At 50.7% G+C, this 24,903-nt stretch carries 21 protein-coding genes; 19 read left to right on the top strand and 2 right to left on the bottom strand.

Going from position 1 to position 24,903, the window contains the following annotated elements; genetic code table 11:
• The first annotated feature begins 7 nt into the window (after positions 1-7).
• From AC0YN0_RS15305 to AC0YN0_RS15225, 17 genes are all read left to right on the top strand, one after another.
• Positions 8-757, top strand: coding sequence for an SDR family NAD(P)-dependent oxidoreductase (locus AC0YN0_RS15305; protein ID WP_475822016.1), 750 nt, complete (start codon positions 8-10; stop codon positions 755-757).
• A 41-nt stretch (positions 758-798) separates the two neighbouring features.
• Positions 799-2,346: a PucR family transcriptional regulator gene (locus AC0YN0_RS15300; RefSeq protein WP_475822015.1), complete on the top strand. Its 1,548-nt coding sequence runs from the start codon at positions 799-801 to the stop codon at positions 2,344-2,346.
• Between the two features lie 214 nt (positions 2,347-2,560).
• On the top strand, positions 2,561-3,577 hold the full coding sequence (locus AC0YN0_RS15295; RefSeq protein ID WP_475822014.1) for an ABC transporter substrate-binding protein: 1,017 nt from the start codon (positions 2,561-2,563) through the stop codon (positions 3,575-3,577).
• A gap of 31 nt (positions 3,578-3,608) precedes the next feature.
• On the top strand, positions 3,609-4,970 hold the full coding sequence (locus AC0YN0_RS15290; RefSeq protein WP_475822013.1) for an amidohydrolase family protein: 1,362 nt from the start codon (positions 3,609-3,611) through the stop codon (positions 4,968-4,970).
• A gap of 37 nt (positions 4,971-5,007) precedes the next feature.
• Positions 5,008-6,222: an aromatic ring-hydroxylating oxygenase subunit alpha gene (locus AC0YN0_RS15285; RefSeq protein WP_475822012.1), complete on the top strand. Its 1,215-nt coding sequence runs from the start codon at positions 5,008-5,010 to the stop codon at positions 6,220-6,222.
• 31 nt (positions 6,223-6,253) lie between these two features.
• The gene (locus AC0YN0_RS15280) at positions 6,254-7,060 is read left to right on the top strand and encodes an alpha/beta fold hydrolase (RefSeq protein WP_475822011.1); all 807 of its coding nucleotides are present in this window, start codon (positions 6,254-6,256) and stop codon (positions 7,058-7,060) included.
• Positions 7,061-7,088: 28 nt separating this feature from the next.
• The gene (locus AC0YN0_RS15275) at positions 7,089-8,435 is read left to right on the top strand and encodes a RidA family protein (protein ID WP_475822010.1); all 1,347 of its coding nucleotides are present in this window, start codon (positions 7,089-7,091) and stop codon (positions 8,433-8,435) included.
• Between the two features lie 48 nt (positions 8,436-8,483).
• Positions 8,484-9,212, top strand: coding sequence for a maleate cis-trans isomerase family protein (locus tag AC0YN0_RS15270; protein ID WP_475822009.1), 729 nt, complete (start codon positions 8,484-8,486; stop codon positions 9,210-9,212).
• 32 nt (positions 9,213-9,244) lie between these two features.
• On the top strand, positions 9,245-10,513 hold the full coding sequence (locus AC0YN0_RS15265) for an amidohydrolase family protein (protein WP_475822008.1): 1,269 nt from the start codon (positions 9,245-9,247) through the stop codon (positions 10,511-10,513).
• Between the two features lie 192 nt (positions 10,514-10,705).
• Positions 10,706-12,460: a cache domain-containing sensor histidine kinase gene (locus AC0YN0_RS15260; RefSeq protein ID WP_475822007.1), complete on the top strand. Its 1,755-nt coding sequence runs from the start codon at positions 10,706-10,708 to the stop codon at positions 12,458-12,460.
• Position 12,461: 1 nt separating this feature from the next.
• Entirely contained in the window at positions 12,462-13,250 is a 789-nt protein-coding gene (locus AC0YN0_RS15255) for a response regulator transcription factor (RefSeq protein WP_475822006.1), read from the top strand.
• 111 nt (positions 13,251-13,361) lie between these two features.
• The gene (locus tag AC0YN0_RS15250; protein WP_475822005.1) at positions 13,362-14,696 is read left to right on the top strand and encodes an extracellular solute-binding protein; all 1,335 of its coding nucleotides are present in this window, start codon (positions 13,362-13,364) and stop codon (positions 14,694-14,696) included.
• A gap of 108 nt (positions 14,697-14,804) precedes the next feature.
• Complete coding sequence (locus AC0YN0_RS15245; protein WP_337100338.1) at positions 14,805-15,686, top strand: carbohydrate ABC transporter permease; 882 nt, start codon at positions 14,805-14,807, stop codon at positions 15,684-15,686.
• Between the two features lie 16 nt (positions 15,687-15,702).
• Entirely contained in the window at positions 15,703-16,587 is an 885-nt protein-coding gene (locus AC0YN0_RS15240; protein ID WP_337100337.1) for a carbohydrate ABC transporter permease, read from the top strand.
• Between the two features lie 340 nt (positions 16,588-16,927).
• On the top strand, positions 16,928-17,452 hold the full coding sequence (locus AC0YN0_RS15235; protein ID WP_475822004.1) for a DUF2569 domain-containing protein: 525 nt from the start codon (positions 16,928-16,930) through the stop codon (positions 17,450-17,452).
• 22 nt (positions 17,453-17,474) lie between these two features.
• The gene (locus AC0YN0_RS15230) at positions 17,475-18,473 is read left to right on the top strand and encodes a stalk domain-containing protein (RefSeq protein ID WP_475822003.1); all 999 of its coding nucleotides are present in this window, start codon (positions 17,475-17,477) and stop codon (positions 18,471-18,473) included.
• Positions 18,380-18,823, top strand: a complete 444-nt coding sequence (locus AC0YN0_RS15225; protein ID WP_475822002.1) for a hypothetical protein — start codon at positions 18,380-18,382, stop codon at positions 18,821-18,823. Before AC0YN0_RS15230 ends, AC0YN0_RS15225 begins: the two co-directional genes overlap by 94 nt.
• A 301-nt stretch (positions 18,824-19,124) precedes the next feature.
• On the opposite strand, the gene AC0YN0_RS15220 is transcribed toward AC0YN0_RS15225, so the two are convergent.
• Positions 19,125-20,135 carry an ABC transporter substrate-binding protein gene (locus tag AC0YN0_RS15220; RefSeq protein ID WP_475822001.1) on the bottom strand — a complete coding sequence of 337 codons (1,011 nt, stop codon included), beginning with the start codon at positions 20,133-20,135 and terminating at the stop codon, positions 19,125-19,127.
• A gap of 181 nt (positions 20,136-20,316) precedes the next feature.
• Entirely contained in the window at positions 20,317-21,957 is a 1,641-nt protein-coding gene (locus AC0YN0_RS15215) for an AraC family transcriptional regulator (RefSeq protein ID WP_475822000.1), read from the bottom strand.
• A gap of 177 nt (positions 21,958-22,134) precedes the next feature.
• Between AC0YN0_RS15215 and AC0YN0_RS15210 the strand changes: the two genes are divergently transcribed.
• Together AC0YN0_RS15210 and AC0YN0_RS15205 are read left to right on the top strand one after the other, a co-directional pair.
• Positions 22,135-23,133, top strand: a complete 999-nt coding sequence (locus AC0YN0_RS15210; RefSeq protein WP_475821999.1) for an ABC transporter substrate-binding protein — start codon at positions 22,135-22,137, stop codon at positions 23,131-23,133.
• A 126-nt stretch (positions 23,134-23,259) separates the two neighbouring features.
• Positions 23,260-24,888, top strand: a complete 1,629-nt coding sequence (locus tag AC0YN0_RS15205) for an ABC transporter substrate-binding protein (protein WP_475821998.1) — start codon at positions 23,260-23,262, stop codon at positions 24,886-24,888.
• Positions 24,889-24,903: the final 15 nt, after the last annotated feature.

The raw sequence follows: 24,903 nt of genomic DNA, 5'->3' as shown, positions 1-24,903 counted from the left end.
AATTCTAATGAACGTCACCTACAACTATTCAGGAAAAAAAGTACTCATAACCGGCGGTGCGTCAGGAATTGGTCTCGCTGCAGCTAGGGCGTATGCGGACAGCGGGGCTGACGTCGCCGTGTTCGATAAGAAATTCGAGACCGAGACGAAGGAGGGGCGTCTCTGGCGAATTCCTGTTGACCTGACGGACTCATCGCAGATTGACGCTGCCTTCGCGAAGCTGGAACGGGAATGGGGCGCACTGGATGTGCTCGTCAACAACGCGGGAATTGAGCTTGTGGCAGGGCTTGAAGATATGGCCGAAGCAAGCTGGGATCTTGTATTTGACACGAATATTAAGAGTGTCTATCTATGCAGCAAGGCGGCGATGCCATGGCTGAAGGCGTCGAAGGGCAATATCGTCAACACGGCATCGCAGCTTGCGGTTGTTGGCGCAGGGTCGTTCACCGCCTATACGGCAGCGAAGGCGGCGGTTGTCAATTTCTCGCGCAGTCTTGCGCTTGAGACGGCTTCATCGGGGGTGCGCGTGAATGCGATCTGTCCGGGAGCGATCGATACGCCTCTGCTGCGCAGACAATTCGCAGGCGGACAGCGCGGTCCGCAAGGAACGATCGAGGATCTGATCGCGATGCATCCGCTTGGCAGGCTGGGCGATGCGGAGGAGATTGCCAATTGCATTCTGTTCTTAAGCAGTGACGCGGCATCGTTCGTAACGGGAAGCGCGATGTTCGCTGACGGGGGTTATACGAGTTTCTGAGGATGCAATCGCAACTAGGCTTGGGGGTGAGAGGGATGAACATGACCGTCGAACAGGCACTATCCATCTTTCCTCTTCAGCATGGAAAGCTTGTTGCTGGAGAGGCTGGGCTCACGCGAATTATTCGCTCCGTTAACGTGATGGATGCGCCGGATATTGTGAATTGGCTGAAGTACGGGGAAATATTGCTGACATCGGCTTTCGTGTTCAAAGGTTACCCGGAGGCGGCGATTGATCTCATTCGCCGGCTGCATGCCGGTGGATGCTCGGCGCTTGGCATTAAGCTTGGACGCTACTGGGAGGTCATTCCTGATCATCTTATCGAAGAAGCGAATGAACTGGGCTTTCCGCTCATCGAGCTGCCTTACGAATATACCTTTTCGGACATGATGAAGGGTCTTTATACGACGTCCCTTGGGGAAGAAGTGAAGGGGCTTAATCTTGTTCTTACGAAGCAAAAGAGTCTTATCCAACTCGCATTAAGCCAGTCTGCGGAGCAGGATGTGTACAATACGCTGTCGGATATTCTTGAATATCCGGTAGCGGTTATTAGCCGAAGCGGCCATTTGCTGTTCAATACGAGCGGCTGGGAGGAGTCGTTCTGGCGGCCGAGACTCGCGACTGCGCAAGGGACGAGATGGTGCGGCTCGCAGGAGACGAGATACTTTCAAGTTCCGCTGCAGCAGGGCGATGCGCTGTACGGTTATTTGATGGTCGTACCGGGCAAGTCGCAGGTGATGAAGGACGAGGATGGCGTATTCGTGCTCGCCGGCGACTTGCTGTCGCGCTACATGGGAAGGAAGAAGCGGCAAGGCGAAGGGGAGCGGGAGGAATGGGTAACCGATCTTCTGATGTACTTGCAGAGCCGCGCGCCGCTGGCTGTCCTGCTCTCGTCGCTCGATAAATACGGGATTGCGCTGCCGCTTGATCAATACCGCTGCGTGCTTGCAACAGTGAACGACCAAGAGGTAGATGCGTTCTGGGATGTGCATGAGAAGCTGGAGTTCGCGCCGGAGCTGGCTGCCTACAAAGGGATTCATATCCCGATCGGCAAAACGATTCTGTCGCTCTATTCGTTAGCGTCGTTGCCGGAAAGCGAGAATCGGGCGCTCGGAGAATGCTTGGCGGCGCTGTTCGGCGGTCCCGGCTCAGAGCGTCTGCAGCCGAAGTTCTACATGAGCAGGATCAAGGACCAAGCGTCGCAGCTGAAGGATGCTTATGCGGAATGCGTCAATACGCAGCAAACCGTTCAGCAGACCGAGATGCCGGGGGCGGTATTTTATGACGAAGATTTAGAAGTATATCGCCTGCTGCAATATATCCCTGATGATGTGCTGGCTTCTTACAGCAGCAAATTCCTTGGTCCGCTGCAGCATTCGGAAGAGATGATCCGTACGCTGGAGCTATTCCTGGAATATGACGGGCAGATCAACGAGGTAGCTAAGCGGATGTTCGTTCATCGGAATACGATTGCTTATCGAATGGAGAAGATCAATTCGCTGCTGCATATTGAGTTTCGCAATTTCAATGATATTTTGAAGCTGAAGCTTGTGTTTTGGCACTACAAGAAACATAAAGAAGAGGATTGAGTTTGCTTACTATTAATATATTATATGAAATTGTTGTCGTGTAAACTTATCTAACTCAAAATATATCATTTTCACAAATCGGCTCCATTATTTTTATGAAAATATAAAAAACGCTGTAAATCGATTGTTTCAAACGGTTCACTCCAACATAATGGTGGTATGAAGTTAGATTATCTAACACAAAACTAACAAGAGAATACGGAGGAGTAACCAGATGAACAGAAAACGCAGTCTCGCTCTTATGGTGTTGTTATGTGTATCGATCGTACTATCGGCTTGCGGCTCCAACAACGAAACGAATAATGCTGCGAATGAAACGAATGACGGAGGCGCGAAACCTGCGGCACTGAAGAAGATTACGCAGGTGACGAACTGGTTCGCCGAAGCGGAGCATGGCGGTCAATACGCGGCTTTGCAACAGGGCTTCTACAAAGAAGCGGGACTGGATATGACGATTCAATCCGGGGGTCCGCAAGTTTCGGGCGTTCAACTGGTTGCCTCGGGCAAGGCGGAGTTCGCCATGGCGCATGCCGACGAAGTGCTGATGGCTCGTGCGCAAGGTATTCCGGTCGTAGCGATTGCATCGGTGCTGCAGACGAATCCGATCGCCTTCATGTACCACAATGAGAATAAGCTTGCCCAGATCGAGGATCTATCGGGTAAGACGACTTACATTTTGCCAGGGCAGCCGTTCTGGAACTATATATTGAATACGAGTGATGTGAAGGGCGTGAAGGAAGTTGCGTATACGGGTTCTATGGCGAACTTCATCAATGACAAGTCTTCATACACGCAAGGGTATGTAACGAATGAATCGTATACGCTGCAGCAAGAGGGCGTTGACTTTGGCAGCATGTTGATCGCCGATGCAACGGGCTATAACCCTTATGCTTGCATGCTTATTACGACGGAGAAATATATACAAGAAAACCCCGAGATCGTTAAAGCGTATGTCGATGCATCGCTCAAGGGCTGGAACTTCTACAAGGACAATTACGAGGAAGTGAATCCGTTCATTCAAACCTATAATCCGGACGCGACGCTGGAGTGGTTGAAGTTCGGCGCGGAAGCGGCGATAGACTTGATCTGGACGGGCGATGCAGTGGAGCATGGCGTAGGCTACATGTCGCTTGAACGGTGGGAGACGCTGGCGAAGCAAATGTTAGAAGGGAAAGTGATCGAGAAGGAGCTTGATGCAAGCAAGGCGTTCACGACGGAGTTTATTTCATAAGTGCAGGATCTAGATTGCGGAGGCGATGAGAATGGAGAACGAGACACGGTTAATTGCAGGCGGAATTGTGCTGACGATGAATAACAACGATGACATGCTGACAGACGGCGCAGTTCTTGTGGAGAACGGGAGAATTGCCGATATCGGGCCATCTACGGAGCTGCTAAGCAAGTATGAAGGCGTAGAGGTATTGGATGCCGCAGGCCAAGTGATTATGCCGGGTCTCGTTAATCTTCATCTTCACTCCGGCCTGATTAGAGGGACGGCTGAGGACCTGCCGGTGTTCGAGTGGCTGCACCGGTATGTCGATCCGAAGCATCGCGCCTTGCAGCAGGAAGAGGCGTACGCGGCTGCAAGACTCAGCTATGCGGAAGGAATTAAGTCGGGAACGACGAGCGTGCTTGATATGTACCGTCACGTTCATCGATGCGCCGATGCGGCTGACGAAATAGGCGTGCGTGCGGTGTTCGCGCCGTACGTGGCTGATCGTCCGGGCTACGATTATTTTGAAACGCTGGAGAGCAATATTCGGTTGATCGAGGATCGGAACGGGAGCGCGCAGGGGCGAATTCATGTATGGGTTGGCTTGGAGCATCTATCGTATTGCACCGAGGAGGCGTATCGCGAGGCGGCGAGAATTGCGGAGAAATATAACACCGGCATTCATACGCATGGCGAAGAATCGATCGAGATGGCGAAGGAAGTGTACAAAAACTACGGCAGATGGCCGGTGGAGCTCTTTTACGACCGGGGTATTCTAGGTCCGCGCACCGTTCTTGCCCACTGTGTATGGATGCAGGAAAGCGAGATGGAGTTAATGGCGAAGACGGGTGCGGCTGTAGCGCATTGTCCTGTCAGCAACCTGAAGCTTGCATCGGGAATTGCACCGATTCACGAGATGGCGGAGCGAGGCATTACAATCGGCATTGGCACGGATGGGGTTAAGGAGAATAACAATCTCGACATGATGGAGGAAATGAAGTACGTTCCTCTGCTGCAGAAAGTTAGGCATTACGACGCGAAAGTGATGAAGGCGGATAAGGTGCTGCGAATGGCGACGATAGACGGGGCGAAGGCGCTCGGACAGGATGGCGAGATTGGCTCAATCGAGCTTGGCAAGAAGGCGGACATTATAACGGTCGACTTCCGCAAGCTGCATCTGACTCCAGTGCTGACGCAGACATACAACAATATTGTCAGCAATCTTGTTTATTCCGCACAGGGCAGCGACGTGCAAAATGTGATGGTAGACGGCAAGCTGCTGATGAAGGACCGCGTCCTGACAACGGTCGACGAGGAGCAGGTGAGGCTGGCGGGACAATATGCAGCCGAGCAATTGCTGGAGCGGCGGGAAGCGTTCATTCCCGAGCAGTACAAGTTTCACGGCGTATAAGCATCCGTAGAAAAAAATGAGCCTTGGAGGGACTACTATGAAAAAATATAAACCATCAGAAACCGTTCTATCTATCTTGGAAGACATCGCACCATCCTTGCTAGAGACGAAGGAAGCCCGTTCCATGCCGGCAGAGATTTATACCTCCGAGGAATTCTATCAATTCGAGAAAGAGGCAATCTACTACCGCGAATGGTTATGCGTAGGGCGCGTAGACCAAATTCCGAACGTGGGCGATTACTTTACCATTACGATTCAGGACGATCCGCTTATCGTCTCGCGCGGCAAGGACGGCGGCATCTATGTCATCTCCGCGGTGTGCCAGCATCGGGGTCATCTTGTTGCCGAGGGCAGCGGCAATTGCAAAAACTTCCGTTGTCCGCTGCACTGGTGGACCTACGATCAGACGGGAGAGCTGGTGTCGGCTCCGGAGATGATCCGCATCGAGCCTTTCGACATTTTGCGCCATGACCATAGTCTACCGCAGTTGAAGACGGAAATATGGAACGGATTTATTTTCTGCAACTTCGATAAGGATGCTGAGCCGCTTGCGCCTACGCTTAAGAAGCTGGACGACGAGATGAAGAACTATAACGTGAACGACATGATTGCGATGCCGTTCGTAGATGTAGAGGACTGCAAGTGGAATTGGAAAATCATGATCGAAAGCTCGCTAGAGCCGTACCATACGACTTATTTGCACAGCGGTCCGCATGACTTCGCGCCGGGCAAGCTTGCCGGATTTATCGACTTTGAGGATGGAGACGGACAAGTGATGCACCCAACGGGCTTCACGCATGAGGGGGCGGGCTTCTCTCCCGATCAGAAGGCGATCTTCCCGATCATTCCGACCTTGTCGGAGGAGCAGCGCAGCAAGATGACGATTGCTGCCGTGCCGCCTATGCTGACGCTTGGTTTGCTGCCGGATCAAATCTTCTGGAACATTATATTGCCGCAAGGACCGGGTCAAATACTGTTCCGCGCCGGACTCTGCTACCCGAAGGAAACGACGGAGCTGCCGGACTTCGAGGAGCGTTACAAACTTGCTAATGATAGCGTGATGGAGATAAATGAACAGGATCTTGCCGCGAACGCTGCGATTCAGAAGGGGATGTACGCAAGATTGTCGAGCCGAGGCCGATATGCAGCGCTCGAACGTACGTTGCCTCAGCTTAACCGCTGGCTGGCGAAGCGATACAATTCCTATTTGAAGGAACACAAAATTACGGTCAAAGGGCTTGAGCATGCATGAGCATCATGTTGAATCTGGAGGTAATCGCTTCATGGATGAGAATGGATTCGCCTATGAGTCGGTGAAGATTCAAACGTTGGACGGTGAGCTTCGTTATATCGTATCGGGAGACAAACAGGCGCAACCGATTGTATTCCTGCATGGCATCACCGAGTACGCGAAGTCGTTCCTTCCTGTCATGAAGCTGATGCCGAAATCATTTTATTGCGTTGCGGTCGATTTAAGGGGCAGAGGCGAATCGTTCAAGCCGGAAGAAGGTTACACGCTTCGCGATTATACCAATGATCTGCTTGCCGTTATGAACAGCTTGTCCGGCCATGCGCAGCGGCCCATTCTAGTTGGCCACTCGCTTAGCGGCCGGATAGCTGCGGCGTTCGCAGCGGAACATCCGCAGCTGATTAGCGCGATGGTGCTGATCGATCCGCCGATCAGCGGTCCAGGCAGGCGGCCTTTTCCGCCGCCGCTGTCTCGGTTCACTGGGCCGAAGGAAGCGATTGAGGCCGGTGATATGGAAGCTTTCGCAGCCTTTTATGCGAATACGAAAATGGATGTGTCGCTCAAGGCGGAGGAACTGCGCGCATGTGCGCTGCCGGCGATCGTGCAGTCGTACCGATCGATGAATGTCGAGCCGTTTCATTCGCATTATAGACGCATAACGACAAGGGCGCTGCTTCTTGCTGCGGAGCTGTCGCCGCTCATTGCGAATGAGGAGCTGTATGAGCTGCGGCAGATGAACGCTTACGTGAAAGTGAAGCGATTGCCCGGTATCGGTCATGAAATTTACAAGGAAGATCCGAAGCTGTTCGTGAGCGAGGTTCTCTACTTTCTAGATGTGTAAATGTATAGAGAATGAGAGGCGATAAGAAATGGCGATTAAAGAAATTTGGCCGGAAGGCATGCCGAGGCCGGCTATCCCATATAGCCCAGCTGTGAAAGCCGGCAACTGGCTGTTCATATCCGGGCAGTCCGCTTCGGACTTGACGAGCGGAATTGCGGAGGAGGCGCAGGTGCATCCTTCCTTCCCGTATTACTCCGATCCTGTCGCCAAGCAAGCGGATTATGTATATAAGCGAGTGAAGGATATCGTTGCGGCGGCTGGATATTTGCCGGAGCATATCGTTCGCGCGAATCAATGGTATGTAACGGATATGAAGCGTGAGGGCTACCGAATTGGCGATCTGACCGTCAACAATAAACGGTATGTCGAGAGCAAGAACCGCTACTTCACGAAGCTTAGTCCGCCAAGTACGGGGATTGGCGTGCGTCAGCTGCTTGTTGAAGGGGCGCTGTTGGAGGTCGACTTCACCGCTTTGCTGCCGGAAGAGGGGCAAGTGCTGGAGAAGGTATCTGCGCCGGATGTCGCGAAGCCTGGACCTGGATTCGCCGAAGGCGTTAAGCTTGGCAATTGGGTGTTTCTGTCGGGGGATATTCCAACCGATTGGCAAGGGAATTGGGGAGCGCCTGGGCAGGAGGGCGAGGTTACTTCGCTTGCGCCAGAAGCAAGGACGAATGGGCTGTTCTGGGGCGATCTGCCGATCCGGAAGCAAGCCGAATACTTGATGGATAAGCTAAGCAAAGTAGCCAAGGCGGCAGGAACTAGCCTGGATATGGCGGTTAAGGCGCATGTGTTTCTGGCTGATCCGAATGACTTCGTTGGTTTTGAAGACGTATGGAGCAAGTATTTTCCGGACAAGTTCGAAGCGCCGTCACGCACGATTGTGCCCCATGTTGAACTAGGTGCGAAGGGCTGCCGGGTGGAAGTATCGCTTGATCTGCTGCTGCCGGAAGCGAAGCATCTGCGCCAACCGATTCGCGGCGGGTGGACGCCGAAGAGTCACGAGTCCGCAGCGATGCGGGCTGACGACCTCATTTACATTAGCGGCTTAATGGCAACGGCGCCGAACGGACTAGCGGCGGAAGCGTCGCTAACACCCGGTCTTCCATACTTCGGGCTCGCAGGCAAGAAACAGATGGCGTTCATTATAGCCAAGGCGCGCAGCATCTGCGACGCAGCGGGCGTACCGCTAGAGAAGGCGGTTAAGGCGAATCTGTACTTCGCCGATCTGGGTATGTATGCCGGCGCGATGGAGGCTTGGTCAGAGCTGTTCGCCGGAGCGCATAAGCCGGCTGTTACTGTCGTTGAGGTTAACCGTGAACTATGGGTGCAAGGCTGCGGCATGATGGTAGATTTCGTTTTGTATGATCCGCAATAGAGAAGTTTCTTGATAGTAGATTTGATTCCCGCTTGGGAGGTTGCAGATATGATTAAGATAGGGATGCTTACGCCGTCTTCCAATACGATATTAGAACCGATAACCTATCGGATCATTGCTGATATTCCGGACGTTTCCGTTCATTTCTCGCGGTTCGTCGTCAGAGAGATTGCGCTCTCTGACAAGGCGAACGACCAATTCCGCGATGAGCCGATGCTGGCTGCTGCCGCATTGCTTGCCGATGCCGATGTCGACCTCATCGTCTGGAACGGCACTTCTGCAAGCTGGCTTGGCTTGGAGAAGGATCGCAAGCTATGCGCCATGATTGAAGCAGAGACGGGTATACCGGCTACGACTTCGGCGCTTGCGATTATAGAGGCGTTCGAAGCGCTGGGCGTTAAGAAGCTAGGGCTCGTAACGCCCTATACGGCAGACGTTAGCGGCATGATTCGCAAGCAATACGGTGAGCTTGGATATGAATGTTTAGTTGAGCGTATGAGCGGCATTTCCGTAAATAAGGACTTCGCTTACGTGCCGGAAACCGATATTCGCTCAATGATGGAAGAGGCTTCGGCTGTGGAGGGCGTTGAGGCGCTTGCGGTCGTCTGCACGAATTTTCATGCGGCTTCTATGGCTGCCCAGCTTGAGGAGCAATTCGGCGTGGCCGTCATCGATTCCGTCTCGGCTACCGTATGGCATAGCTTTCGCAAGCTAGGCGTTGGCGCTCAAGGAGTGCCGCTTGCGGCGAAATGGGGCAGGCTGTTTCTTTGCAGCTAACAATTAAAACGAGCGTGCCGGGGGAAACAACTATGGACTACGACATTTGGGTTAGCGGATACACCGATCCATTCACCGGAGAACTGCGCGATCTTGGCGTGAAGGACGGAATCATAACATATAATGGCCGTTTCTATGATGGCGTGAAGCATACGGTTCGTGCGAAGGAAACGGTAACTGCGGCGGGCAGGCTAGTGTTGCCGGGATTAGTGGAGTCGCATATCCATTTGGATAAGGCGTTTCTGACGCAGCGAATGAGCCGCGAAGCGGACAGCTTAAGCGATGCCATTGGCATGACTGCGGCGCTTAAGAAAGATTACACGTTTGAAGACATTATGAGGCGATCGGTTGCCGTCATCGAGCGAAGTATGCAGGCTGGTGTTACGCATCTGCGCTGTCAGGTTGAGGTTGATTCGATCATTGGTCTGCTTAGTATGGAGGCTGCGTTGCAGTTGAAGGAGCTTTATCGTTCGCTTATGACGATTCAGCTTGTTGTCTTCCCGCAGGAGGGGATCTTCCAGCAGGAGGGGACTGAGGAGCTGATGAGGCAAGCGGTCGCTATGGGCGCTGATGCGATAGGCGGCATTCCTTATAACGATACGGATGCGCGCGAGCATCTAGAATGGATATTTAAGCTGGCTGAGGAAACGGGTCTGCCTGTTGATCTTCACGTTGATTTCTCTGACGATCCTTCCCATCGCACAATCGTCGATATTGCCGACTTGACGATTGCATACGGCTTGCAGGGAAGGGTGACAGTCGCGCATCTGACGTCGCTTGGATCAATGGAATCGGACGATGCGAGGGCTATTGCTTTCAAGATGGCGGCTGCGGGCATCCATGTCATAACGCTTCCCGCAACAGACCTCTACCTAAATGGCCGCGGTGACTCGTATAAACCGCGCAGAGGTCTTACTCCTGTTAGATTGCTGCTGGAGGAAGGCGTCAACGTGTGCTTCGGTTCGAACAATATTCGCAATGCGTTCACGCCGTTCGGCAAAGGTGATCCGCTAGACATTGCGTTGCTGTTGGGACAGACGGCTTACATGGGGACGCGAGCGGATGCGGTTCTGCTGCTGGAGATGTGCACGACGCGGGCGGCGAGGGCGCTTAACCTCGAATATGGTGCGCTCGCTTGCGGCTCCGCTGCCGACTTCCTTCTGACAGGCGCAAGCGATATTTGCGATCTCATCTACGACCGGACGCCTGAGCGTATCGTTTGGAAAAATGGGCTTCGTACCGCCGAAACTGCACTAAACAAATTCGTCATTTCACCTGAGCCGATCGTCAGGCGTGCTTAACACACACACCTATCACTTCATGAGCGAGAAAGACGCAGAGATGCGTCTTTTTTTGTTGTTAGCATTTCATTTTCTGCTCTTAATTGTGTATATTAAGTTTCAAAACAATTAAGAGGGACTGAAGCTATCACCTGGATTTCACCGCTGGTTTGAACGGAGATTGGAGTGTGTCGATTGAATAGGTTTGTTTTTATGAATAAGTTTAATGCGCTGAATACGCTGCGCAACCAGATTTTTCTCGGATTCATGGTCGTTATGGTTATTGTGCTCGCTTCTGTCGGCTTGTTTACGTATGATCAAGTGTCGGTCCTGCTTCGCAATAATGCCGAGAAGCATATCCAGCAGACGGCTGTGCAAGCATCCGGCAAGCTGGATGCGCTTCTGATGCAGATTGACACGCTGACTGCGCAGGTAGCGACGAACGCGACGATTCAACGGTTGCTGACGCAAGAGGTTGAAGGTCGAAAAATCAGCTTCGAGGAGCGACAATTGCTGCAGCAGGAAGTGCGCAAGTATACGCCTTATGCGACTGGCATTCAATCGTTAGAGCTGTTCACAACAGACTATCGGATGTTATTGCCGCTTACGGATATGAGTCTGGACAGCCGAGTGTCGGAGGAGTGGATTAGGCTTGCCGACGAGGGCAAGGGGAGGCTCGTATGGTACGGTTTGGATCCGCGCTACCCGAATGTCGTTATTGGTATCCGGCATGTCCGGCTGATCGACAAGTCCTTTTCCCATGCGGGGTATTTGATGGTCCATATGGACAAAAGCTACTTCGAGCTGACGGATTCGGAGCAGGAAGGGGATAACGATGCCCGCGAATCGATGGGACTTGTGGATGCTGCGGGTCAAGTGATCGCATCCGATTTCTCGAAGGAACTCGATATCAGCTCGATGATCGAGCAAGGTGAAGAAACGGTGCAGATCGATGAAGAGGAATACATCGCGGTGCAGAAGAAGTCGGAAGAAACGAACTGGCGGATCATTATCTTAACGCCCGTAAAGTATGCAACGGAAGGCATATCGATCTTGCGTACTGCCATTATCGTATCCGTTATGGTGGGCGGACTGCTGTTCCTTATTTTCACCTTTATCTTATCGACGATGATTACAAGACCTATTCTAAATCTCATCAAAGCGATGCGCATTGCGAAGCTTGGGACGCTGAAGCCGATCGACGTATCGACATCCTCTATGGAGATTAACGAGCTTAACAATACGTACAACCAGATGGTTGTTTCGCTGAATGAGTTGATAGAGGTCGTCTATCAGAAAGAAATCATTCAAAGCCGAACGGAGCTTAAGGCGCTGCAGGCGCAGATCAATCCCCACTTTTTGTTCAACACGTTGGAAGCGTTCTATTGGGCGCTTGATGAGAAAGGGGAAGAGGAGCTGTCGCAGGTTGTCGTGGCGATGTCGGGACTTTTCCGGTACGTAATCGCCCGTCCTGACGACGATGAATGGGTGACGATAAGCGATGAGCTGGATCACGCGGAACGTTATCTCAAAATAATGGATATGCGGCTGATCGACCGATTGTCCTGGCAGATCGTTGCAAGCGATGCTTGTCGCAGGACGCCAATTCCGAAGCTTCTTGTCCAGCCGTTAGTGGAAAATGCGATTCTGCACGGAGTGGAGCAGCGAATTGGACCTGGGACCGTCGAGATTCAAGTGATGCCGTCCGTTCGCACGGGCTACACGAGAATCGAAGTAACCGATAACGGTCCGGGTATGGATACGGACAAGGTTCAGCAGTTGTACGCGTCCATGCAAAGCGGCATCAATCGCTCCGCTAGGGGGAATGGAGTCGGAATTGCGAACGTGGATCGAAGATTAAGGCTTTATTATGAATCGGATACGGAGGGACTCGTCATTCGCAGCGAGAAAGGCCGCGGGACGACGATTGCTTTCGAAATACCGAATGAATATGGGAGTGAGAGCTAATATGAAAACGATAGTAGTCGTAGATGACGAACCGAGAACAAGAGAAGGCATTCGCAAGTCGCTGGAAGCGTGGGCGGCAGGCCGATACAAAATCGTAACGGCGGCAAGCGGTGTTGAGGCGTTGGAGTGGCTGGGGGAAAATGAAGCGAATCTGCTCATAACGGATATTCGCATGCCCGAGATTGGCGGTCTTGATCTCGTGGAGAGAGTGAAGGGAATGGAGCGCCCGCCTGTCGTTATTATTATATCCGGTCATCCAGAGTTCGATTATGCGCAGAAAGCGCTGCAATTTGGTGTAGTGGAATATTTGTTGAAACCACTGGACAAAACTAAGCTTGTTCAAGCGGTAGAGCTGGCGCTGAAGCGGGAAGAAGACATACATCGGGTCGAACGAATGGAGCGACTCGTGGATCCGAAGCTGATGGAGACGGTCCGTCAAGGCAAGCAATACGGCTCGCAGGTGCAAGAGGCTATACAGTTCCTTGACAATCATCTTCATGAGCCGATCTCCATGCGCGATATTGCGGACCATCTACATATGAACGCCAGCTACTTCAGTGTTCTGTTCAAGGAGCAGACGGGACTTACGTTCAGCGAATATTTGACGCGCAAAAGGGTGCAGCGGGCGAAGGAGCTGCTATCTGGAACGAGGCAGACGATTGCCGAAATTTCCGATCAGGTCGGCTACCAGACGGCCAAGTATTTTGTGAAGGTGTTCCGTTCAATCGAAGGGATGAGTCCGGGACAATATCGTAAGAGCGTCGCGCATTCGGAAGAGACAATCCAATAAAAGTAGAACTTTTCCCAATTCACATAGCCTTACCACGTTGCAGCCGCGTTGCTACAATTATTTTGAAGCAATACGAACCAACCAAACACCAATAGAAAAGGGGTTGTAAACGTGTTCAAAAAGAAATGGTCTATCACGCTCATGACGACGCTTTGCCTGGCAATGGTAGCTGCAGGCTGCGGCAACAATGGTAATAATGGCGCTAACAACGAAGGCTCGACTAATGGGGGCTCTACTGAAAGCGATTCCAAGAAAGTAACAATCAACTTCATGCATTTATGGCCAGAGGGTGTATCTGCCGGTCAAAATAAAATCGTTAACCAAATTATCAAGGACTATCAAGCTGAGCACGAGAACGTAACCATCAAGCAAGAAGTACTGGATAACGAACAATATAAAAACAAATTGAAAGTGCTTTCAGCTTCCAATCAGCTTCCTGACGTAGGCGTAACTTGGGCGGCCGGCTTCCTTCAGCCTTATGTTGAAGGCAACCTGTTCACTCCGGTTGACGATGTGCTGGGCGGCGAGCTGAACGGTAAATTCGTAGCAGGAACGACAGAAGCTTATGCTATTGACGGCAAAACGTATGCGCTTCCACTAGAGTTCAATATTGCTCCAATCTACTACAACAAAGCGATCTTCGAGAAATACAAGCTTGAAGTTCCGCAAACCTATGACCAGTTCAAGCAAGTTGTGAAGACGCTTAGCGACAATGGCGTAGCGCCGATCGCTCTAGGCAACAAAGATCGTTGGACGGGATCGCTGTGGTATATGTACATGGCTGACCGCTTCGCAGGTCAAGAAACGTTGTCCAAGGCAATCAAAGGCGAGACATCGTTCGCAGACGAGAATCTGATGAAAGCTGCTACCGAGGTTCAATCGCTCGTTGACGGTAATGCATTCGTGAAAGGCTTCAATGGCCTATCGAACGAAGAAGCAAAATCCGAGTTCACGAACGAGAAAGCGGCTATGTATCTGATGGGCACATGGGAGCTTCCGAACTGGACGACAAACGCTGACATTCCGCAAGAATTCCGCGACAAGGTTGGATTCTTCAAGTTTCCTACTGTAGAAGGCGGCAAAGGCGACATCAACAGCTGGGTAGGCGGACCAGGCGTAGGCTTGTTCGTTGCAGAAAACTCCAAAGTGAAAGAAGAGTCCAAAGCTTTCGTTGAATACTTCGTAACGAAGTGGGGCGAACAATCCGTAACCGGTGCTGGCGTTATCCCGGCTACGAAAGTTGACACATCGGCGCTTGAGCTTCCGCAGCTTTACATTGACTTGTTCAACGAAATGAATCAAGCAAGCAGCATTACTTTGTTCGCAGACGTTCAAATGCCGGCTAACGCAGCTGAAACTCATCTGAACATGATTCAATCATTGTTCGGCAAAGCTGTAACGCCTGAGAAATTCGCGCAAGAGCATGACGCTGCCGTAAAGAAATAAGCGGTCGCACAGACAGCAAGGAAACTTGAGGGAGCTTAGCTTAACCGGCTGCTGCAGCCGGTTAAGCAGCCTCTTGCGTTATGACCCAAGAGAGAGGAGTCGGCCGATTTGGATAAGGTAATGTCGAATAAAAAGATGATCGCACTGTACGTTCTGCCTTCCTTGATACTAATTTTGGCTATTGTATACATTCCAATCGTACTGACAGGTTATTACGGCCTTAACGAGTGGAACGGAATCGGAGCTATGAAGTTTATTGGGCTGGACAATTACAGCGCCCTCATTCAAGATAACAAGTTTTGGAGCAGCGCAGGTCATTCTCTGCTGCTAGCCGTGTTTTCAGGCCTCAGCCTTATTCTGTACTTAGTTGTTGCTATGGTATTATCCGCACGCCTCAAAGGGGCGAACCTGTTCCGCAAAATTTATTTGATTCCGATGCTTTTGTCTTCGGTTGCGATCGCGCAGCTGTGGCTCAAAATTTATCACCCTACGAACGGTATTATGAACAGCTTTCTAGAATCTATTGGGGTCGCTAATCCTCCCGCATGGCTGGCAGAGCCGTCGCTTGTATTGTTCGCTCTGTTCATCCCGATTCTATGGCAATATGCGGGCTTCTATATTCTAATCTATTATGCAGCGCTTAAGAACATCCCGACTTCGCTGGAAGAAGCGGCGAAGATCGATGGCGCGAATGCGTTCCAAATTGCTTACAAAATCAAGCTTCCGCTCGCCATGGAAGTCATTAAAGTGACGATCGTGTTATCCGTGGTCGGCTCGCTGAAGTATTTCGATCTGATCTACGTCATGACGGACGGCGGACCGAACGGTTCAAGCGAAGTTATGGCCTCCTACATGTATCACGAAGCATTCCGTGCTTATGACTTTGGCTACGGAAGTGCAGTAGGATTCTTCCTGCTCGTTATTTGCCTAATCGCTACATGGATCATCCGCAAGCTGACCGTTACGAAAGATACGATTCAATATTCATAAGCAAGGAGGAAGCCTCATGACGAGCACAACCGCTGGACAACTTGGCGGCGTATCGAAGGAAAAGGGTTCAAGCTTCGCGCTTAAGCTCGGGTACGCGCTGTTATATATGGTGTTGATTGTCGTTGCCGCATTGCAGCTGTTTCCGCTAGTATGGCTGCTGTTTTTCTCTCTTAAGAGCAATCAGGAAGTGTTCAATCTTCCTCCGCTGTCGCTGCCTACGAACCCGCGCTGGGAAAATTACAGCAAAGTATGGAGCGCGGGCAATATCGATACTTATTTCTTGAATAGCGTTTGGATTACGGTTGTAGCTACTGCGCTTACTGTCGTTCTGGGCAGTCTCGTGACCTATGCCATCACAAGAATGAAGTGGAAGGGCAGCTCGCTTGTCCTCGGCCTATTCATGGTTGCGATGATGATCCCTGTCCATTCGACGCTTATCCCGCTGTTCAGCATGTTCAATAAGGCGGGTCTGATCGACCATCCGCTATCGCTCATTCTGACGTATGTCGCATTTAATATGCCGATTACGATCATGATATTGCTCGGGTTCTATTATGCATTGCCGCGTGAGGTTGAAGAGGCGGCGGTCATTGACGGATGTTCGGTCAACCGGATGTTCTTCCAGATCGTATTGCCGATGACAGGCTCCGTTATTGCAACCACGTCAATTATTAACATGATTTATAACTGGAACGAGTTTATTTTCGTCAATACGTTCATTAGCTCGGATTCCTACAAGACGCTTACAGTCGGCGTTCAAAACTTTATCGGCCAATACACAACCGATTGGGGCGCGATTGGCGCTACGCTGATGATTAGTATTTTGCCGATTCTGATCGCATTCCTGTTCCTCAGCGATCGTATCGTTGAAGGTATGGCTGCCGGTTCGGTTAAGGGGTAAGAAGGTATGGATAACCTGGATGTCTTCCGATAGGGAGGGCGGCCGGGTTATTTTTTTGCGGACAACAGAGACTTTAACAGTAGATTTTTTCGCCGTTCTCCATTCTTACGGACACTGGACTCTAACCGCAGTATACTGTATTGGTTTGTCTGAAAAAGGAGGCAATAAGATCTACTCGGTCCGCAGCTTCGTGAAATGATGAATATTTTGTGTTTAAACGTCCTTGTTTTCCGTAACTTGGGCTTTTTTTTATTGTTAGTAAAGGAAATGAAAGGGAATTACATATTTAGCGCGAATAATGGTTAACAGGATAAATGAATGTACTGGGGGATGAAGAGGGATGAATGATTTGGAGAATGGGGATGTAGGAAGGCAATCTAGCGAACCAAAGCTTTTACCGTTAGGCGTTAAAGGTTTAGCTGGGTGGCTTGTTTTGGTGCAAATCGGATTGTACTTAACAATGATTACGCTGCTTGTTCAAATTTTTCGCGTCAACTTGCCGGCGTTTGAACCAGATACCTGGGGAATGTTGACTTCGAAGGACTCTGAGCTCTATCACGCTCTTTGGGGGCCGATTATCGTGTTCGAAGGCGCATACAATATCGCGTTTTTGTTGTTCTGTATTTTCGTACTGGTGATGTTCTATACCCGTAAATCCATACTGCCGAAGCTTATGATTATTTTCTACAGTGCCAGCCTTGCGGTCGGTATTATAGATACGATCCTTGTTTATCAAATTCCGCTTGCTAGAGAAATGGAGACGGGCAGCTCGTTTACCGATATTGTTCGTTCAGCAATAACTTGCGCGATCTGGATTCCCTACTTCCTTAAATCCGAGCGCGTGCAGAATACGTTTATTAAGTAATGAGACTTAGGAGGATGAAGATTTGTATTCAAACTATGTTATGAAATCAATGAAATTGACGTTGTTATTTGTTTTACTGCTTACGTTCACAGCGCTCCAACCTGCGTATGGTCAGGGAAACTCATCGAAGGCGATTGCGATATTCATCGACGGTAATCCGCTGCAGGTGAAGAAAGAAGCTTTTGTGGAAGGAGAAAAACTGTTTATTCCGTTGAGAGCTGTTTTTGAGCAGATGGGATGGGGCGTTGAGTGGAAGGATAAGACGATTTCTTTATCATACCAATCCGCTGATCTTATTGGTTTCCATACTGCTCTATTTGTAGATGACATAGAGGATGACGACGATTACATGAGGATCATCAAGGGATCGACCTATCTGGAGTCCAGTCTTTTTATCCAAATGTCGAATGCGGTTATTGATTTCGATCAAGCTGCGAATCGTCTTACTATCACTTCAGGAAATCCGGCCGAGGGCATGCCTGGGGTGGAGGAGGAGCAGGAGAGGCCCGAACTTACCGAGGAGGAAAGCATAGCGGTAAACCTCGGAAAGTATGAAGTTCCACCGACCTTGAAGGCATTGATAGACGTGGAAGCGGAGCTCGCCAAAGAAGGTTATGAGCTTTGGAATGTGGTAGGGTTTTATCCTTCGCTTGGGCATAGCGGGTATTTTAATTCGCCTGTCGATGTGGTTGCGTTCGGCTGGACGGGAGGCGATGGGGAGCATTTTGGGTTTTTGACCGACTTCGGGTCGGCTTTGAATCTGGAAGAGGCGCCGATTGTGATGGTGTCGCCAATGAATTTCGATCAGCCTGCGATCGTTGTTGCCAATAACATTCGTGAGTTTATGCGAATTGTGATGAAAGACCCCTCCCTGCTCTTCATGGGGTACGAGGATGAACAGGCTTATCTGCAAAGCGAACGCGAAATGTGGGAGGAGTTAGAGCGCGAGTACGGTATCAAGGAGACGGAGGAAGACCGGTTGGAGAGCAAGCCGTTGTTCGAAAGCTTGAGGAAACGCTGAAACCGCCGATCATCGACGACGTTTATCGCTACTCCGAGAACGTTGCGTTAGAAAGGGAGAAGTCGATAGTCGTTCCGACTTTGGACAAGCTTGGTGTGACGAATGTTGTTCCTTCCGATGCAGGAAAGCTTCTTCCTCCTTTGGCGGTCGATGAAGAGATGATGGCGAGTGAGCTGACAAGGCTGCTGGAGCACGTAACGTATTCGCAAAAACTAGCTTTGATCCGGGATGTTAACTTGGGTCCAATCGACTATGATGATGGATTTATGGAAACCTTGACGGACGCAATGGTAGATATGGGATTGCAGGATGAGGTTGCAAGATTCCAAGCGATGTATTCTTATTACTAGCTGCTGGGAAGTTAGGCAGCTTTCTACACGTTAACGGACACAGGCGACTCTAAAGGTAACTTTCTAGACAAAATTGGCTGCTTACGGACACAGATGACGCTAACTGCCGATGATGATCGTTCAAGAGGCTATTTTCGGTTCGTTAGGTGCAACGGAGTCCGCAACGGTTGTATGTAGCTAATGATGCAGCAGTTAGGGTCACCGGAGTCCGTAATGAACCATTCTAATGTATCCAGAGAGTGGCGAGATACAAACGAAAGAAGGAAGGCCTAAACTGGCCTTCCTTCTTTCGTTTAATATGTTATTTTCCTTGACTAACCAGCCATTCAGCAAGCTCTTCCGTTTGAGCAACGACAGCAAGCGGGTCATAATACCACGAACGCGCTTCAGGCCAAACGTAGAAATGTCCGTTCTTTATGGCAGGAAGTTTGCTCCAGATCGGGTCCGCTTGGAAGTCCTCAAGCGTACGCGTATTGGAGGTCATAATGACATAGTCTCCAGCGTACTGGTCGAGCAGCTCGGTTGATATTTCCGCCCACTGCTTCTCCATGATTTCGTCCGCGACTGCGGCAGGCGGTTTGCGTCCTAGAGCCTGATATACCGGTTGGCCACCGCGCCCGAAGTTGTCTCCGTATACCCACGTCGACTTGCCGCCGTCCTCCATGATGGCGAAGGAAGCTTCAGCTGGAATAGCGGCATCGACTTTGGCTTTGGCTGCGGCTATCCGCCCGTCATACTTCTCGAGCCAAGCTTTGGCTTTATCTTCCACACCCAGCAATTCACCGAAATAGGTCAGCTCTTCATGCACGTTTTTGAGATCGCCGTAAGGAATAACGACAGTTGGTGCGATTTTGCTTAGCGCCGCGTAGCTGTCGGGATTGCCGGTAATAATGAGATCGGGATCGAGAGTAATAATCTTTTCCGCGTTTTGTTGGCCGTAAGCTCCCGTATCGGTAACGCCAGTCAGCGCTTCTTTGAAATAGTAGTTTTCCAATGTAAGTCCCGGAGCGCCCACTGGAATGACATCCAGGGCAATCAAGCTGCCCAAATATTCCTCGGCCACAATCCGTTTAGGATGGGTCGGTATTTCGATATCGCCATTTACCGTTTTGACGGTTTTGACGGTTGGTTCTTCGGCCGCAGCATCCTTTGGCGCATCTGTTTGGGCAGCCGGAGCGTTAGTTGCAGTGTCAGCAGCCTTATTGTTGTTGCTTGCTCCGCAAGCGGAGACGACAAGCATCATTATGACCAGCAGGGAAAAAGTAAAGATCAGGTGGCGCTTGCTGTTGAGCGGGTTATGAGCAGAAAACAATGTGATATCCTCCTTGTGTATAACGATAATCATTATCAGTTACACTCTACAGCGTAAACGTCAATATGACTATGGCTTCAAATGATGTCCGTTCATGCATATTTGTGACCACATAGGAAAGTTTAAGTTCGCTAAAGCTTTAAAGCGAGTCGGACTTTCCTATTGGCGAATTAACCAACCTTTAAACGCGGTCGCTCATCTTCGAAAGACCTCGATAGAGGTTTATCTCATGTGGCGTTAAGGCATGCAAGAGCTCATGAAGCTGCGCCTGCGTGGAGAGAGGGTCGTATCCATAAAAGAGTTCAGGCTCATTCAGATAGTAGACTCTGTTATGCTTAACCGCGTCTAAGCTTCGCCATTTGGGAGAACGGAGCAGTCGGTCAAAACGAAGCCGGCTGTCCGGACAAGAAGGCATCGAGGTAAAGATGATATAATCGGCTGGGTAGGAAGCGATAGCTTCGATATCAGCCTCTATATAGCCTTTGGCGGCAATTCCTTGCTCCAATAGCTTGCCAGGAGGATGAAAGCCGAGTTCATCGTATAAAATCTGGCAGCCTCTGCCGAAGCTGCTGCTGAAGCAGTAAGCTGCATGCGAGCCGATCTCCCATACGATGGCGGTGCCTCTGGCTCCCAAATCGCGGTCCAATCGATGATTGACCACGTCCATCATTTGATCATGTTTAGCCAGCCAGTCCTCGGCTTTGAACCGTTTATTCACGATATCGGCGATGAGAAGGAACTGATCTCGCCAACTCATCGTCATGAGAGGAAGCTCCATGACCGGTGCGAGCGGAAGCAATGATTTATTTACCTCGGCATTGCTATAACTGATAATCAGATCGGGCCGTACGGAGGCTAGCGCCTCATAATAGGTGGCGGGGGTATGGATGTACGGGTTGAATTTTTGTCGGTTTTTCATTTTTTTCTTGCTGTGGAGTTGCTCCAGCCAGGACGTATAGACGCCAAGCTCGGGGGTAATGTCCAAAGCGATCAGACTGGCCGTATGGTTCGAATCCAGCGTGACGATATTTTTGCGCGAGTGTCGATAGGCCGTTGGAGACAGTCCGACCGACTCCTTGAATTTGCGACTCAAATACAACCCTTCCTTATAGCCGACCTGTAGAGCCAGCGTATTCAAATTCGGCGTGCCGATCAGGAGTAGTTGTTGAGCGCTGCGAATTCGCAGCAAAGTAAGATGGGCATTGAAGGTTCGGCCTGTGTGCTTCCTGAACGTGCGCGAGAAGTGCTCGGGACTGACGCCAGCCTGCTCAGCCATCTGCTCCCGTGTAAGCTCTTCATTATAATGGGCGTCCATATAATGAAGAGATTGATCGACCCAAGAATGGGAAGGCTGCTGTCTTGCGGCAAGCTCCTCACTTAGCCCTTGCAGCAATTGCGCAAACAGCTGCTGCGCTTGGAACGGGGAGCTAAGCTGCGGTTCCATCCAAATATGCTTAAACTCCCCGGCGAGCCTTAATAGCCCGGCAGGAACACGCTGCAAAGGAATCGGATGATGCAAGCCTTCGGGGCTGGAACCGTCCGGAGTCAAGCAACGGTACTCGATCCCGATACCGCGGAGAGGGGAGCGAGACTCTACCCGCAGCTCTATCTGTGTTAGAGCATTCAATAGAAATAGAGTGCCGCGGGAAAGATCTTGCTCATGCCCATCGACGAGAAGGGTGCCTTCGCCGCCCCATAGGATGAGAATGATAGCGTTCGGCGATTCGTAAGGGACGACGAGATCGCCTATTTCGAATAGATGGACAGGCATATAGAACGTATGGGAGGCTGTAGTTCTCTCGTTATTGGCAGCAGCGGTCATAGAGATCACGCTCATTTCTCAAATTCGGATTAAAGTTCGCTGAATGATTTTTGTACAAAAATGGAGTGACACATTTGTTTTGTCCATTGAGTATAGGAACATAATTAGTTACTATTTTTAATGATAATGATAAGCATTATCAAAGTAAAGGGGAAAGAACAAGGAGGAGTATCAAAAATGGTACAGGCAAAAAAAGCAAGTCTGCTATTAGCGGTAATTGTTTTGATGGGGGCACTATTGTTGGCATGCGGCAACAACGCTAACAATTCGGATAATAAAGCGCCGGCAAACGGCGGCCAAGCATCCGAGACACCTGCTACGGCTGCGCCGGAGCAGACGGAAGCGACAACACGCGTATTCACCGACTGGTCGGGGCACGAAGTAGAAATTCCGGTTAATCCGCAGCGCGTTATTTATCACGGGGAAGTAACGGGCGACGTACTGGCGCTTGGCGTAACACCGGTCGGCGTCCTCAAGAATGAAGGGACATCGTATGACGATAAAATCGCATCCGTAGAAGATGTAGGCTTCCCGTTTAACTTGGAGAAGGGGTTGGCGCTTCAACCGGATCTGATTATCTTCTCGAACGACGACGCGAAGCAGTACGAAGAAATTTCGAAGGTTGCGCCGACGGTCACGTTCAACTCCTTCGATCCGATTGAGGTGAGAATGCCGATCCTAGGTGATATGCTTGGCAAGAAAGCGGAAGCGGAAGCATGGCTTGCGAAGAACAAAGCGGAGACAGCCGATATGTGGGCGAAGCTGCGCGCAGAGAGCGGGCTTAAAGAGAACGAAACGGCTTCGGTATTCACGATGTATCCGGGCAATCGCTTGTTCATTATGGCAGGCGCGGGACTCCCGCAATTCCTATATGGAGAAGGCGGCTTCAAGCCGCTCGACAAGGTGCAAGAGTTGATCGATCAGCAGACGGGCTTCTTGGAAATTTCGGCTGAAGTCATGTCCGAATATGCGGGAGACCGGATCTTCATCTTGAACCCGGTCGATCCAGAGGCGCAGTCGGATACGAATGATCTTATGAATAGCGAGCTGTGGAAGAAGCTTCCGGGCGTGAAGAACGGTTACGTCTACAACTTCGATATTCTCAAAGCAGGCAGCGACGCTCTATCCAGAGAATGGCTCATTCAAGAACTGCCTAAGGCTATGGCAAGCAAATAAGCAATGCACGAGAGCATAGAGTAAACAAGAGAAGCTTTTTGACCGGCATCGGTTGAAAAGCTTCTTTTTATGGGCTATAATCATGTAAATGATAATAATTCTCAGTTCGTAAAAGGAGGTTCCGACATGCACTACCAATCAGCGCCAGCAACACCAGCAGTGCCTCTGCGGTCACTGTCCTTTCATCTGCTTGATGCCAAGCTGCTAAGTTGCCGTCCGGGTACGGTACTGCCGGAGGAAACGACGGAGATTTATACCCTTCTAATTAACAAGAGCGGTAAAGGGCAATTGTACAGCGACAGCAAGAGGTCGTTGTTTGCCGGCCAAAGCGCGTTTCTCTTCATTCCCGGAGCCTCTTTCCAGCTGGAAAGAAAAGACGATTCGGCACTCGAGTATTATCGCATACAATTCGCGGTTACATTCATCGATTCATGGGCGACCCCAGCAGCATATAAAGAGGCTTTGTTTCCAGGCAGGAGCGAGCTGCGCGTCTATCCTTCGTCACAGTTGATGGAAATGGCGGAGCAGCTATATAGCGGCAGAAGCGATCAGGATGGAATGCCAAGCTTCGAAAATAATATGCGGTTTCTGAAGCTGATAGGTTTCTTATTGGAGCATAATCTCATGACGGACAGCAAGACCAGCTCCACGCAAGCCGTAGAAAGAACGATTCAATATATGCAGGACCATTATACGGACAAAATAACGGTGAAGTGGCTTTCGGAGAAAGCTTCGCTTCCGAGCGGCCAGTATTCGGCTGTCTTCAAAGAATTAACGGGCAAGAAGCCGCTGGACTACTTGACGGAGCTGCGGATTAAGCGGGCCAAGGAATGGCTGCTCCAATCCGACGAATCGCTGCGCGATATTGCGGAGCGGGTCGGCTTTGCGGACGAATATTATTTCAATCGCCGCTTCCGCCAGACGACAGGCATGTCGCCTAGACAGTATGCATTAGCGATGAGGCGAAGAGTTCGGGTAAGAGATTGGGCCGGCCATGAGGTGACGATACCAGATCAGCCGAGGCGTATTATTTTTTACGGGGAGACGATCGGAGATCTGTTGTCGCTTGGCATTCAGCCCATTGGAGGCGACCTATGGAAGCAGGGGCGACCTTTCAATGCGGAGAAGGTATCGTCGCTGAAACCGGATCTTATTATATTCGATAAGGAAGACGAGAGGGAATATGAGCAAATCTCTCGGATAGCTCCGACGCTTACCTACAACTCCTATGGCCCGCTCGAGGAGAGGCTGTTGACGCTTGGAGAGTGGTTCGGCAAGGAGCGGGAGGCGCAGCAGTGGCTCAGCCATCATGCGGGTAACGCCCAGCGGATGTGGCAGCAACTGCAGCCTTATATTCGTCCGGGAGAGACGGCAACCGTATTCGTGCATCATCGGGGCAGACGGTTATTCGTAATGGGCAATATCGGATTAACGTCGGTGCTGTATCATCCGGACGGCTTTTCTCCCGTACAGAAGGTACAGGATGTGCTTCAAGCGGACAGGGCGTACAAAGAAATTACGGAGGACTGTCTTCACGAATACGCGGGCGACCGTATATTCATGCTGCTTCCGGGCAGCCCCGTCTCGAGAAAGGCGATGGAGCAGACGATTGCAAGCCCGCTGTGGCAAAGCCTTCCCGCGGTGCGGAACGGGCATGTCTATTTGGTGGACGAGAACGAATGGAACTGCGGGGATGCCTATACGATTGAACGGCTTCTCAGAATGCTCCCCGAGCTGATTCAACACACTTCATAACCGCGATAGGAAAGA

The sequence above is a fragment of the Paenibacillus sp. J22P218 genome (genome assembly GCF_056269195.1).
The sequence above is the reverse complement of the archived record's forward strand: the minus strand, read 5'-3'. Positions and strand labels throughout refer to the sequence as shown.

Bases quoted from the DNA above. Each gene is read 5' to 3' on its own strand.
- AC0YN0_RS15285 (WP_475822012.1), top strand. From the start codon at position 5,008: ATGAAAAAATATAAACCATCAGAAACCGTTCTATCTATCTTGGAAGAC.
- AC0YN0_RS15265 (WP_475822008.1), top strand. From the start codon at position 9,245: ATGGACTACGACATTTGGGTTAGCGGATACACCGATCCATTCACCGGA.
- AC0YN0_RS15210 (WP_475821999.1), top strand. From the start codon at position 22,135: ATGGTACAGGCAAAAAAAGCAAGTCTGCTATTAGCGGTAATTGTTTTG.
- AC0YN0_RS15295 (WP_475822014.1), top strand. From the start codon at position 2,561: ATGAACAGAAAACGCAGTCTCGCTCTTATGGTGTTGTTATGTGTATCG.
- AC0YN0_RS15215 (WP_475822000.1), bottom strand. From the start codon at position 21,957: ATGACCGCTGCTGCCAATAACGAGAGAACTACAGCCTCCCATACGTTC.
- AC0YN0_RS15275 (WP_475822010.1), top strand. From the start codon at position 7,089: ATGGCGATTAAAGAAATTTGGCCGGAAGGCATGCCGAGGCCGGCTATC.
- AC0YN0_RS15290 (WP_475822013.1), top strand. From the start codon at position 3,609: ATGGAGAACGAGACACGGTTAATTGCAGGCGGAATTGTGCTGACGATG.
- AC0YN0_RS15235 (WP_475822004.1), top strand. From the start codon at position 16,928: ATGAATGATTTGGAGAATGGGGATGTAGGAAGGCAATCTAGCGAACCA.
- AC0YN0_RS15305 (WP_475822016.1), top strand. From the start codon at position 8: ATGAACGTCACCTACAACTATTCAGGAAAAAAAGTACTCATAACCGGC.
- AC0YN0_RS15260 (WP_475822007.1), top strand. From the start codon at position 10,706: ATGAATAAGTTTAATGCGCTGAATACGCTGCGCAACCAGATTTTTCTC.
- AC0YN0_RS15300 (WP_475822015.1), top strand. From the start codon at position 799: ATGACCGTCGAACAGGCACTATCCATCTTTCCTCTTCAGCATGGAAAG.
- AC0YN0_RS15280 (WP_475822011.1), top strand. From the start codon at position 6,254: ATGGATGAGAATGGATTCGCCTATGAGTCGGTGAAGATTCAAACGTTG.
- AC0YN0_RS15255 (WP_475822006.1), top strand. From the start codon at position 12,462: ATGAAAACGATAGTAGTCGTAGATGACGAACCGAGAACAAGAGAAGGC.
- AC0YN0_RS15270 (WP_475822009.1), top strand. From the start codon at position 8,484: ATGATTAAGATAGGGATGCTTACGCCGTCTTCCAATACGATATTAGAA.
- AC0YN0_RS15205 (WP_475821998.1), top strand. From the start codon at position 23,260: ATGCACTACCAATCAGCGCCAGCAACACCAGCAGTGCCTCTGCGGTCA.
- AC0YN0_RS15240 (WP_337100337.1), top strand. From the start codon at position 15,703: ATGACGAGCACAACCGCTGGACAACTTGGCGGCGTATCGAAGGAAAAG.